Source organism: Synechococcus lacustris str. Tous, assembly GCF_003011125.1.
In the GTDB taxonomy this organism is placed as follows: domain Bacteria; phylum Cyanobacteriota; class Cyanobacteriia; order PCC-6307; family Cyanobiaceae; genus Synechococcus_D; species Synechococcus_D lacustris.
In genome coordinates, this window is the sequence record NZ_PXVC01000001.1 from 92,511 (window position 1) to 105,060 (window position 12,550).

10 protein-coding genes are annotated in these 12,550 nt (G+C 53.8%); 1 reads left to right on the forward strand and 9 read right to left on the reverse strand.

What is annotated here, in order from left to right:
* Window positions 1-206: 206 nt before the first annotated feature.
* From ppc to C7K08_RS00565, 7 genes are all read right to left on the reverse strand, one after another.
* Window positions 207-3,143: a phosphoenolpyruvate carboxylase gene (ppc, locus tag C7K08_RS00535; protein WP_241536935.1), complete on the reverse strand. Its 2,937-nt coding sequence runs from the start codon at window positions 3,141-3,143 to the stop codon at window positions 207-209.
* Window positions 3,144-3,175: 32 nt separating this feature from the next.
* The gene (gene gshA / locus C7K08_RS00540) at window positions 3,176-4,351 is read right to left on the reverse strand and encodes a glutamate--cysteine ligase (protein WP_106498696.1); all 1,176 of its coding nucleotides are present in this window, start codon (window positions 4,349-4,351) and stop codon (window positions 3,176-3,178) included.
* Window positions 4,348-5,835 (reverse strand): anthranilate synthase component I family protein, encoded by a 1,488-nt coding sequence (locus C7K08_RS00545; protein ID WP_106498743.1) that lies wholly within the window; start codon window positions 5,833-5,835, stop codon window positions 4,348-4,350. The genes gshA and C7K08_RS00545 overlap by 4 nt, the downstream gene beginning before the upstream one ends.
* A gap of 90 nt (window positions 5,836-5,925) precedes the next feature.
* Window positions 5,926-6,360: a photosystem I reaction center subunit II PsaD gene (psaD, locus tag C7K08_RS00550; protein WP_106498697.1), complete on the reverse strand. Its 435-nt coding sequence runs from the start codon at window positions 6,358-6,360 to the stop codon at window positions 5,926-5,928.
* Between the two features lie 28 nt (window positions 6,361-6,388).
* On the reverse strand, window positions 6,389-7,771 hold the full coding sequence (locus C7K08_RS00555; RefSeq protein ID WP_241536936.1) for a sensor histidine kinase: 1,383 nt from the start codon (window positions 7,769-7,771) through the stop codon (window positions 6,389-6,391).
* A 4-nt stretch (window positions 7,772-7,775) separates the two neighbouring features.
* On the reverse strand, window positions 7,776-9,044 hold the full coding sequence (gene rodA / locus C7K08_RS00560) for a rod shape-determining protein RodA (RefSeq protein ID WP_106498746.1): 1,269 nt from the start codon (window positions 9,042-9,044) through the stop codon (window positions 7,776-7,778).
* Window positions 9,029-10,102, reverse strand: coding sequence for an Mrp/NBP35 family ATP-binding protein (locus C7K08_RS00565; RefSeq protein ID WP_106498745.1), 1,074 nt, complete (start codon window positions 10,100-10,102; stop codon window positions 9,029-9,031). The genes rodA and C7K08_RS00565 overlap by 16 nt, the downstream gene beginning before the upstream one ends.
* On the opposite strand from C7K08_RS00565, the gene hemF reads away from it, so the two are divergent.
* Window positions 10,101-11,216, forward strand: coding sequence for an oxygen-dependent coproporphyrinogen oxidase (gene hemF / locus C7K08_RS00570; RefSeq protein ID WP_106498698.1), 1,116 nt, complete (start codon window positions 10,101-10,103; stop codon window positions 11,214-11,216). The genes C7K08_RS00565 and hemF overlap by 2 nt on opposite strands.
* Here hemF and C7K08_RS00575 read toward each other — a convergent pair.
* Both C7K08_RS00575 and C7K08_RS00580 read right to left on the reverse strand, forming a co-directional pair.
* Window positions 11,175-12,017, reverse strand: a complete 843-nt coding sequence (locus tag C7K08_RS00575; RefSeq protein ID WP_106498699.1) for a dehydrogenase — start codon at window positions 12,015-12,017, stop codon at window positions 11,175-11,177. The genes hemF and C7K08_RS00575 overlap by 42 nt on opposite strands.
* Window positions 11,989-12,543, reverse strand: a complete 555-nt coding sequence (locus tag C7K08_RS00580; RefSeq protein WP_106498700.1) for a cofactor assembly of complex C subunit B — start codon at window positions 12,541-12,543, stop codon at window positions 11,989-11,991. The genes C7K08_RS00575 and C7K08_RS00580 overlap by 29 nt, the downstream gene beginning before the upstream one ends.
* Window positions 12,544-12,550 lie beyond the last annotated feature (7 nt).

The following is a 12,550-nucleotide window of genomic DNA, read 5'->3' on the forward strand; positions in this document are numbered from 1 at the left end:
TGCTTTATGCAGCCTCAAAGACCAAGCACTGCGCTCAAGGGCAAGGGCCACGCGACTATCGCTGCGGTTTGGGGCGCCACAAYTTTGCAAAAGCCTATTTACCTCATCTGCGGCGGTGGGCAGTGGTTCCCATTGGAGCTGGTAACCCTCGGGTAATTGAGGTGCAGCGTTAGAGCTGCGGAAATAGGGCATCATTTATTTAGGGCTCAGCCGGTGTTGCGYAAACCGGCGGCAATGCCATTGATTGTTAGTAGGGCACCCCGCAAAAGTTCACTGCGGCTGTAGGTGCGGTTATCGGTTGCTTCCGATTCATTCATGGGTGGTTGACGGTGCTGATTGCGCAACCGCCGCAGTAGGGCTACCTGCAGGAAACCTAGGGGCACAATTGTGCGGTTGCGCAGCTCTACGGATTGCTGCAAACCGGGATCACCATCTAGCAAGCGGCGATGGCCAGAAATCTCTAAAACAAACTCTTTAGTGAGCTGATATTCATTGGAGATTTGCTCAAAAATTGATTCAAATGCCTCGCGGCTTTCGGGACTGCCAAGGGCTTGTACATAGTGATGGGCAAGATCTAAATCAACCTTGGCTAAGGTCATCTCCACCTTGGAGATCAACATGCGGAAAAAGGGCCAGCGCTGATATAAAACCCGCAGCATTTCCATTTGAGCTGGATCGTTATCTAACTCATCGCGAATGGCAGCGCCAACTCCAAACCAACTCGGCAGGAGGAAGCGGCTTTGGGTCCAACCAAATACCCATGGAATCGCCCGAAGGGCGGAAAGGTCGCGGCCGCCGCGCTTGCGGCGCGCTGGCCTTGAACTGATCTGTAATTTACTTATTTCTTCAATTGGAGTTACCTGTTCAAAGAAATCAACCAGATCTGGATTTTCATGCACTAGCGCTCGGTAATGGCGGCGGGAACATATGGCTAGCCGCTCCATTARCTGATTCCAGCTTTCAGTTTCATCTAAATCAGTTCCCAATAAACTATTTTGTAAGACTGCCGTGGTAACGGTTTCAAGGTTATAGAGAGCCAGTTCCGGTAATGCGTATTTAGAGGCTAGAACTTCGCCCTGTTCAGTAATTTTTATTCGGCCACTTAAGGTGCCGCTGGGTTGGGCTAAAATTGCCTGATAGGCAGGGCCGCCGCCCCGGCTAACGGAGCCGCCGCGGCCATGGAAAATCCTGAGGCCMACCTGATGGCTACTGCACAAACTTTGTAAAGACATTTGAGCGCGATGAATTTCCCAATTACTTGAAAGAAAGCCRGAATCTTTATTRCTATCGGAATAGCCCAGCATCACTTCTTGCAGSGGTATTTCCTCGTGTTGCAATAAACGTTGGTAGAAGGGAGTTTTAAATAGGGCTGCCATTACCTCTGATGCGCAGCGCAGATCTTCCACCGTTTCAAATAGGGGAACCACCTGTAGGCGCGTGCTGCCCTCCACCGGATCAACCAAGCCGGCTTCTTTGGCCAGCACCAACACCTCCARCAGATCCGACTGGCTATGGCACATGGAAATCACATAGGTGCGGCAGATGCGATTGCCAAATTCCTGTTGCAATCGCTCCAACATTCGAAACACCGCGAATGTTTCTGCGGTGGCGGCACTCCAATGGGGACCGGTGGGAATCAGGGGCCTGCGGGTTTGGAGCTCCTGCAGCAACCACTGCACCCTTTGGGCCTCATCCATGGCGTCGTAGGTGATGGGCAGTTGTAAATAACAACTCAACTCTGTTAGAGCTTCACTGTGGCGACTGCTCTCTTGACGAATATCAAGGGATGCCAATGTGAAACCAAATATTTGTACTTGGCTTAATAAACGTTGTAATGGTTCGCAGCTAAGTTGAGTGCCCTGCAGGCTGGTGCGGATTAATTCCAGATCACTGCGGAAATCTAAATAGGAGCGGTAATGCAGTTCTGGTGTAACACCTAGGTTGCCAATGCCAGGTGCTGGTTCATTGTTTTCGCTGGGTGCCTCCCAACCAGCCTCTGCCAAWAGGCCATTGCGGTGTTGAGTGAGTTTTAGCCGCTCGAGGATGTAGCAGAGTTTTAGCCTGTAGGGTTCAAGGCGATAGCGGGCTGCAAGTCTTTCATAGATATCTGGAAAACGCAGGCGATCCATTTCTAAAGATTCAAGTAAGGCGCCGCTTACTTGGCTCCATTGCATTGAAATACTGAGTTGATCTTTAAGTTGTGCTACTGCTGATATGTAGCGCTCTAACATCAACCTGCGTTGGAAGCAGGCGGTGCGCCAAGTTATATCTGGTGTAACCGATGGGTTTCCATCTCGATCGGAACCTACCCAGGAACCAAAGGTGCAAAATCCATCCTCTGGTGGAGTTACATTTGGGTAGCTAAGGGCTAGGGCTTTGCGAATCCTTTCATTCAATAATGGCATCGCTTGGAATAATACCTGCTGGAAATAATGCAGGGCATAATCAACTTCATCTAATACTGATGGTTTRAATTGATGCAATTCATCAGTGCGCCACCAAAGCCTTATCTCTTCCTCTAATTGTTGGCGCAGTACCTGGCGATCTTCAATCGGGCCAAAGCCGCGGTCGCAACCCTCTAATTTTTGGATCAGATTTGCAACTCGCCGTTGTTTATGGCGCACTGTGTGGCGMACGATTTCRGTGGGATGGGCGGTGAATACCAAGCGCACATCAAGGTCGCGCAGCAGGGGTTCCAGTAGTCCGGGCGGTACGTTTAAGCTGCGYAAACGTCGAAATAAACGCTGAAAGGTAGCGGGTTCATCGTGGCTTGCTAGATGGGGCGTGAAGGGATTTTCAAGGGGGTCGTTATCCTCTTCRCCATGGGCCATTGTTGCTAAATATCTATCTTCTTCAATGTGTTGTTCGAGGATATTTACCAATTGGAAATATAGAGAGAATGCCCTAGCTGCAGCGATGGCTTCAGCTAGATCCATCTCCACGATTAAACGGATAATTTCTTTTGATGTTTCCTCTTCATCACAAAGTTGCTTAAGTTTTAGTAGGCGTTCCGCTTGATCAGGGGGGCATTCACTGCGCAAAACCGTGCGCCAGAGGTCTTCCACCAGTTCAAGCCGTTCGGCTAGCTGCCTCAGGGTGCGGCGGCCCATCAAAATATCTGAACTGGGCAGCGTCTGCCGCATGGGCGGAGCCTTGAGGGGGGAGRRRTCSTYGATCATCCCAAATAACCGTCGTTATTGGCAGCTTTAAGCGATACCCCTTGCTCTTTTTCTTTCTTTTGCTCTTTTTCTTCCTTTKCCATTGCCTGGGCATCGGCGCCAACTATTGCACTGATGCTTTCACCAGCCTGGAATTTCTCTAGCCAAACCATGGCGGTGTTGCCGTTTAGTAGAAGGCCATCAAGGGGACTTAGCAGCGGCAGAAAGGGGGCAGCTGCGGGCCAACTGCGCAACTGCGCCAATTGATTTAGAAGCCACTCACGGGCATTGATTTCTGCCCCGTCACGCCAATGCATCAGGGTTGCATTAAGGCTGCTGCTGGCTGCTGCCCGGTCGTTTGAATCAGCTAATAGCTGCAATTCTTCAGGGCTTAATTTGCTTGCAAAGAGGGGATCATGTTGGCTTGGCATTTCAAGCAATTGCAGCAAACGCAGTTCCGCAAACGCAGTTATTGCAAGCAGCTCATTGGGATTGGTAATTAGATCACAAATACGCAATTCCACCCTATTTAATAGTTTTGGTCGATCTGGGCCATTCGGCCGCACCGACGACCACAGATGGCGCACATTACGCATATTGCCATTGCYTAATTGCGTTTCCATCCAGGCCATGTAATGGCCATGGCTTGTGAATAGGGGCACMAGTGTTGGCGTGATTGGAAACTGGAGCCACCGCTGGGAATGGGCCCCGGTGGGCTTGCCATCAAGGAAKGGGGAGCTTGCACTTAGGGCCAGCAGCAAAGCGGCTTCACAGCGCAGCAAGCGGCAGGCCGCAAATATTTGTTCTGGATTATCAAGCCCCAGGTTGATATGCACGCTGGCGGTTACAACTCGGGTGCCATAGGTGGCTTCGATGTAGCTGTGGTATGGGTTTTGGCTATCGGAACGCTCAAAACGGCCGCTATCACCCAGGCTCATGGTGCTGCCAGGTAGAAGCGTTAAACCCCTGGGTTCAAGCCAACGGCGCAGGCGACGGCGTGGTTCCAGCAGTTGCTCCAGTTGTTTGCTGTAGCTGGCCTCTGGGGCGGTTATGTATTCAAGGTTGCGGCAATCCGGTTCGGTTACAAAACCAGCTAGGGCGGCGGCTGCTTCAGTTGAACARCCCACCACCGTGCCATCGGCCCTACCGGTGTAGAGCTCCACCTCAAAGCCTTTTAACAAGCTATTGCTCATGACAAGCAAGCCAAAGCTTTCAGTAATCCCCTTGCCTTGTTGAGGGTTTCTTCGTATTCAGCGCTGGGGTTGGAATCCGCCACRATGCCGGCGCCGGCCTGCACCTGCACGCGCCACCCAGTTTCGCCGTCTTTACAAACAACCATGGTGCGAATTGTTATGGCGGTGTTGAGGGCACCACTTAGGTCCATGGCGCCATAAACACCTGAATAGGGGCCCCGGGCACTGGGTTCCAGCTCATTGATCAACTGCATGGCGCGAATTTTTGGGGCGCCACTCACCGTTCCAGCGGGAAAGCTGGCTTGCAGCAGGTCCCAAACGTCGCAATCGCTGCGCAACAACCCCTCCACCTGGGAAACGATRTGCATCACATGGGAATAGCGCTCGATCACCATCAGCTCCTGCACTGCAACACTGCCCGGTTCGCATACYCGCCCCAGGTCGTTACGGCCTAGGTCTACCAGCATTACGTGCTCAGCCCGTTCTTTGGGATCGGCAAGTAAYTCTTTTTCGAGCTCTAGATCGTGAATGGYGGTTTCRCCGCGGGGGCGGGTGCCGGCAATCGGCCGCACGCTKGCCTTCACGCTGCCATCGCTTTGGGGATCTGCTTTAACCATCACCTCTGGGCTGGAGCCGATCAAAAACCAGCYGTTGAAGGMGAAAAAGCCCATAAATGGKGAGGGRTTAACCATMCGCAAACTGCGGTAGAGATCAAAGGGATCCCGTTGCACTTTTGCTTCAAGCCGCTGGCTTAACACCAGCTGGAACACATCACCGGCAGCAATGTGTTCCTCCGCCTTGCTAACGGCGGCTTCAAAAGCTGCCTGGCTGGTGTTGCTGGTTACCTGAAGCTGATCTGCCGACTGCTCTTGCCATTGCAATGGTGAGATCCCAGCTGGCAAGGGTTGATGTAAGCGTTCCTCAAGGGCCTCCAAKCGCTGGGTGGCTTCGGCGCGGGCTTGGTTTGGATCTTGCCMCTCAACGATATTTGCGTAGCTGAYGGCAGTGATCTGGCGACGCACCTGATCAAATACCAAAAGGCTGTCGCAGAGCATCCAGCAGCCATCTGGTGGTTCATCGTTTGCGCGGGGATGAACGGGAACCGTGGGTTCAATCCATTGGATCAATTCATAACCCCAAAACCCAAATAACTGACCCACGGGAGGCAGGTGGGGAATGGGAACGGTTTGATAAGGCTTCAGCTGTTCGCGTAGCAACTGAAAGGGGTTGCCTTGTAGATCAATGCTGTTGCCATCGCGATGGGTGAGGGTGGAGTTGCCAGCGCGACTTGTTAATACCCAAAGGGGGTCGCTCGCCACAAAACTCCAACGGCCCAACTGGTCGCCCCCTTCAACGGATTCCAATAGAAATCCATAGGGACGCCCATGGCCCACCTTTAGCCAAGTGCTTAAAGGGGTTTCCAGGTCGGCCGGCCAGCGCCGCCACATCGGCTCGAAGCTGCTGCCTTGGTGTGAAGAAACCATCGCGGCTTGGGCAAACAAAAAAGGCGGAACCCAAGTTCCGCCTTTCTAGATGATTAATGGATGAAGCCWGCKCTAGAGGCTTAAAACAGATCAGCTGTCGTAGGTTTCACGGCCGCTGAACTTGAGATTGGCTGGATTTGGATTTTCGCCAATGCGCCTGGGGTTATGGCCCACCATGGGGCGGCCATCTTTTACTTTTTCWGGAAATACACCGTCTTTGGGATGTAGAAATTCGGTGTCYCCACCTGGATAAATCCGGTAGATCTTGTAGTCCTCAATGCGGGGCTTGAACTTGGTGCGCAACTGGGTGCCTARGGCYAGGCATTGCTCCTTGCGGGCGAAATACATGATGTTTTCGCCTGAATTCATCATTGCGGCACCACCGGTTGGCAGCTCAAACGCCTGGGCCGAGGAGCTGGTCCAGGTGATTGCATATTTTTCTTCGGTTTCAGCGGCATTTAATAAGCCACCGGTGCTACCGATGAAGCCAGGAAGCTGGCCGCTGAGGGTTCCTACCGAGGACATTGAAGCCAGGGAGTGATTTGGCTGGAAGCTAGCACTCAGCGCCGGCACTAAACGCAGGATCGCTGCTCTCTTCACAGCCTTCAACAATGSTGGCTGTGGAGATAGGTAGATAAAGGGTGAGGCTGCTGCCCCGGCGCTCGGTAAAACGACCGCCAAGGCTGGCAAAAAGTTGCTGGGTGGCCTGGGGGCTTAATTGCAGGCTGCCGGTGCCGGGATCCCAGGTGAGCACTGGGCCAATCCTTGCTTCAGGGGCGGGCTCGGCCTGGTCTTCCCCTGGGTTGTGGCTGCCGCTAAAGCGCAATTTCAATTTGTCCCCAGCCGCCTGKAGTTCCACCTTCACCCTCACACCACTGGGAAAGTTGCGACTAAAGCGATCCATCAAGCCAGCCAACATTTTTTCCAGCAGGGCTGCATCGCTCATCACTGCGGGCAGGCCGGTTTCAATYCTTAAATCGAGTTGCAGATCCCGGCGTTGTAGCTGGCTTTCCCAGCCGGGTTGCAATTGCAGCAATAGGGCCTCTAGRTCGGTGCGGGCCAGCATCCGCTCCCCCTGGGGTTGCCGTTGGGCTTCTGCTGCATAAAAGATCAAGCCAAAGCGATCTATTTGTTCACTGCATTCAGCATCGATTTGACGYAGGCGGTTTTCGGCCACCGTTGGCAGATCCTGGCGYCGCAATAGGGAGCGGATCAGGGTGCGGATTGTGGCAAGGGGGGTGCGCACCTCATGGGCAAGCGCCTCCAATAGCCCCAGCTGATCAGTGCCACCKGGGGGGGCTTGGGGACCCTTGGGMGCAGCGATCAAGGTGAGCCCAGGGGCGGCGGCAGCTAGGCGTTCAGCCAGGCGGGGCCAAAACAATTCCGCTGCCCTTGCTGAATTTTGCAGGGGGCCAAGTTTTTCAAGTTTTTGCTTCAGGTCGATTGCGGCAGCTGGGTTGTCTTCGCCAAGGCGAGCACCGAGCCGTTGCAGCAGCTGGGCTAATAATTTGTGGTCAAAACTCACTATCAAYTGCCGCCGCTGCGGTTCCCCAAACAGGGCAAGGGCCACCTGCAATTTGGCTGTGATCAACACCAACAGGGGATCGGTGCCGTCTGTTTCCTTTAGGGCTAGCTGCCAGATTTTGGGGTTTAAGCCCACACCCTTGCCGGGTAATTCCGGCCGCAAACCTGAGGGGGCAGGGGGCGTCCAAACCCAACCCTGGAAGCGTTGCAACAGGGTTGGTTCATATAGGGCAGGCAGGGGCGCGGCCAGCCATAGGCCATGGGGGCTTGGCTGCTCCAGCAGGGTGTCTTGCAGCACTGCCAGGGCCGCCCACCATTGCCGCCTTGCCCCCTCCTCATCGCCGCGGCCAGGGGGCACTGGCSCAGCTAATTCCTGGCGCAATTCCTCCAGCAATGGTGAGGGGTTTGGCAAAGGTTCAGCGCAATTTGAAACCGTTTCTTTGGGCGCGCCGCTGCACCGACGCCACYAACCCAATGCTGATGAAGTTCACCAGCATTGCAAAGCGGCCATAACTGAGCCAAGGCAGCGGGATGCCAGTTACTGGGCCTAGGCCGATCGTCATCGAAATGTTGATCACCACCTGAAACATCAGCATGGCGAGAATGCCAATAACCACTAATGATTCGAAATCGTTGCTTGCCTTACCTGCTATTTGCAGCAGTTTCCAAGCCAKTAGGCCATAGGCCACCAGCAGCAAAAGCGAACCAATAAAACCAAGCTCTTCTCCGAGGGCACTAAAAATAAAATCCGTGTGTTGTTCAGGAATAAATTGTAATTTAGTTAAGTTGCCATGCAGTAAGCCAGTTCCAAATAGTTGCCCTGAACCTATCCCGATGCGGCTTTGAATTAAATGATAACCACCCCCCAGGGGATCTTTGGAAGGATCCAAAAAAAGAATCAATCGATCCTTTTGATAATCCTTGAGYCCATGGGTCCAGAGATAGGGCGTGAGTATGGCGAATATAGAATTGATGGCCAGGATGATGGCACTACCAATTTGTTTCCAGGGCAGGCTGCGCCAGGCCAAAACAGCCAATAAAGCAARCCATGGCAGCAAACCCCAGGCGAAGGTGCCCGCAATGATCGCMGTAAATAAAGGCGCCATCAATAGCAGTAGCCARGGAAGGGGTAGRCCAGCCCAAAAAAGCATTATTAGCAAGATGGCGCCATAAACAAGCGAGGTGCCTAGATCGGGCTGTATGAATACCATCACCCATGGCAACGAAATAACTGCAAGGGGGCGAATTAAATCAACKGGTCTTTCAATGGGATGCTTGGCTAAAATGCCAGCTAGTAATAAAATTGCTGCTAATTTTGCGAATTCTGAGGGCTGCACATGCAAGCCTGCAACTGATATCCAGCGTTGGGCACCCAAGGCGCTGGTGCCCATGAATTTAACTGCAAATAAACTAGCCAATGTAAGCAGATAAATGGGYATCAATAGCCCCTTTAGTTTGCTTAGATCGAGCTTGGCTAGCAGTATTGCAATCGCTAAACCAACGCCACCTGTTATCCAGTGATTTTTCCAATCGGCCAGGGGTGAATCCCTTTGGGTGCTGGCGATTAGGAGCCCAGCTAGCAAYGTGATGGCGATGGGTAGGCCCCAGAGCAACGGATCGGCATTACCCCAGGGCCATTTGCGTTGGCCCTTTGGGCCACTTTTTATTGCTAGTTGGAGGCGCATTGCTGCCACACCTGGCGGGCAAGGTTGGCAAAGGCAAGGGCAGCAGCGCTTTCTGGCTGGGCCAGGCTGATGGGGCGCCCCTGATCACCGCCTTGCTGCACTGGYAGTTCAAGGGGTATTTGAGCTAGCAGAGGCACCTGGGCTTCTTCGGCCAGGCTGTTGCCACCCCCGCTCCCGAAAATTGGATAGCGGCGTTCCGGTTGATCTGGGGGGATAAACCAACTCATGTTTTCCACAATTCCCAAAATTGCAATATTCATTTGGCGGAACATTGCAAGGCCCCTGCGGGCATCTTGAAGGGCAACTTTTTGGGGGGTTGTAACCACCACCACACCGGCCATGGGCACCGCTTGGGCAAGGCTGAGTTGGGCATCACCTGTGCCAGGCGGTAGATCAACCACCAATAAATCAAGGTTTCCCCAATTCACCTGATATAAAAACTGGCGAATGATGCCATTGAGCATTGGCCCTCGCCATACCACCGGTTGATCGGGGTTAATCAATAGCCCCATCGACACCATCAGCAAACCGCAACTGGCGATAGGTGTTARGCGCTGACTCGACCCCTCCCCCTCAACGGCTGGRGTTTGTCCTTCAACCCCGAGCATGGTTGGGGCATTAGGGCCATAGATATCAGCATCCAACAAACCCACTTTTAAACCTTGCTGGGCAAGGGAGCAGGCGAGATTTACGGCAACGGTGCTTTTGCCAACMCCGCCTTTGCCACTACTWACGGCGATCACCCTGGCAACGCCAGGAATTGCTTGGGGTGGTTGCAATTGGCCGTGGCCCGCTGCCCCAATCGCTTGGGTTTGGGGGGCGGCGCCCAGTTCAATTTGCACCGAATCAATGCCATCAAGCTGTTCAAGCAGCTCACGGGCCTCCTTCACGATGCGCTCCCGTTGGCCTTGGGCAAAGGCGGGTAGGGCGAGTTGAAAAACAGCTCGGCCCTGTTGCAGCCGTAATTGATTAATCCAGCCCAGGTCGAGCAACGACCTGCCGCTGCCGGCGTCTTGAATGCTTTCTAGGGCCTTGAGGGCCTCATCAGTGCTCACCATGGTTTCCATCCTAGGGAGCCCCGTTACAAAGCCTTGCTCTGGTTGGGGGATCCATGAAAAGGTAACGGCATCATTGTGTGATGTTTTGCTAAATCTCAACCGCCCCGCCGATTCCCGTGAGCGTATRAAGGCCCTCTTGATGGGCCTGCAAAACAGCATCTGCTCCGGTTTAGAGGCTTTAGACGGGGAAGGGCGATTTGCCGAAGAGAGTTGGGTGCGGCCAGAGGGGGGTGGTGGCCGCTCGCGGGTGATGAAGGAAGGCCGAGTATTTGAACAGGGTGGGGTGAATTTTTCAGAAGTGGAGGGCATAAATCTGCCCCCTTCAATTTTGAGCCAACGGCCGGAGGCGGAGGGTGAGCCATGGTTTGCCACTGGCACCTCGATGGTGCTGCACCCCCGCAATCCCTATGTGCCCACCGTGCACCTCAATTACCGCTATTTCGAAGCGGGGCCGGTGTGGTGGTTTGGCGGTGGCGCTGAYCTAACTCCCTATTACCCATTTTTAGAGGATGCGAAACATTTTCACCGCTGTTTAAAGGCAGCTTGCGATAGTGTTAATCCAGCCTATTTCCCAGTATTTAAGCCATGGTGCGATGAATATTTYTACTTAAAACATAGGGCTGAAACCCGCGGGATTGGAGGAATTTTTTATGATTATCAAGAGCCAGGAGCTGCCCTTTACCGCGGTCAAAATCCAGATGGAGCGGCTGCTCAGCTGGGGGCAGGCCTGGTGCCAGAGCGCAGTTGGGAGGATCTTTTTGAGCTTGCTTCCGCCTGTGGCAATGCCTTTCTAAATAGYTATTGCCCGATTGTTGAACGTCGCAATGGGCTTGATTATGGGGAGCGGGAACGCCAGTTTCAGTTGTATCGCCGTGGCAGATATGTGGAGTTTAATTTGGTATTTGATCGGGGCACAATTTTTGGCTTGCAAACCAATGGCCGCACCGAATCAATCTTGATGTCTTTACCCCCATTAGTGCGATGGGAATATGGTTATCAAGTGGARCCGGGCAGTAGGGAAGCGCTGTTAACCGATTTATTCACCAAACCTCAGGATTGGCTTGCAGATGGCTCATTGCTTGAGCGCTGCACCGCCAGTGGTGCCGTTGGCTAGGCCTCTCTGCAGTGCCCTAACCACCCGTTCGGCGATGGCWGTGAGGCTGGCATCTCGGCTGAGGGGATTGCGTAAATTGCGCTCAAGGGCCCCCTCAAGCCGATCTATTTCCAGCATCGAAATTCCCCGGCGGGGGGCGCCAAGCATGCCGCGATAGTTRTAGGGATAACTGCCAAATTCCTCGGCTAGGGCCTCATCAAGGCGGGAAAATTCGTAGAGCACAGCAGGAATWATTCCTGGGCCACTGCCATGGGGGCTGTAGGCGTCGTAGTGGATCTCCAGCACATAACCGCCCAGGGCGCTATGGGCTGCCCCCACACTCCAGTTGCTGCGGGGATCATTGCTGTTGGCAATCGTGCGCAAACCGGGGTCGTAGAAGCGCAGATTTAAACCCCGCTGGTTGCCTATTTGCACCACCTTTTGGGCGGTGAGCAAATTCCAATACAACTCATCGGTTATGGCTGGATCCATCGGTGCTGCACCCCTAAGGCCAACCGCTGCGCCAGGGGTGCCAGAACCGCCCAGGCGYTGGGAATCGGCATGGCCAGCAAGAACAAGGATCGCTAGTTCTTGGGGGTGGCTGCGGGTGCCAAGCCAATTTTTAGTGCGGCCCGCTGGCACCGGCAGGGAGAAATCCCTTGGCTGAAGGGTTGGGGCATCAACGCCAACRCTATTGAGCAGATCYAGTAATCCTTTGGCTTGTTCTAACGCCCCAGCTGGTGTTGATAGGGCAGTTAGTAAAAGGGAGGCAAGCCAGCTGGCAAGCGGTTTTTTAAAGCGGTGAACTAAGCAACCTGCCATCGCTGTGGAGATTAAGGGAACGGCCGAGGCTGCGTTCAAGGGCGATTAATTCATCGCGATGGGCCCTCAGTTTCAAGGTGGTGGGAACAAAACCTTGTTGGGGCAAAAGACGCAGCTCAAGGGTTTCTAACCGGCGGGCCCTGATCAGGTAAATGCGTCCTGCTAGCGGACCCAACAAGGCAAGCAGCAGGGGCCAATAACTGAGAGCTGGCAATAATTGACGCAGCACCAAACCAAGGGCGGTGGCCCCTGAAGCGCCGAGCACGCTTAGCAGCACCGCCAAGGGCACACTTGCCTCTACCTGGCCCTCAAAACGCAGTAGCTGCTGCTCTGGATCGCCGGCGATGGTTTGCCATCCCCGTTGCAGCAACCATTGATTTAGGCCCTCCAGCACCTCCAGGGGTGGTCTGGAGCTGTTTACTTCCACCACGGTGGTGCGATCTTTACTAGCCGCCCTCAGAAAGAACAGCAAGCCGATACCCATCAAAAGGGTGAGCAGCAAAGTAGAAGAGAGCACCGAATCCATGGCAGTT

Bases quoted from the DNA above. Each gene is read 5' to 3' on its own strand.
- C7K08_RS00580 (WP_106498700.1), bottom strand. From the start codon at position 12,543: ATGGATTCGGTGCTCTCTTCTACTTTGCTGCTCACCCTTTTGATGGGT.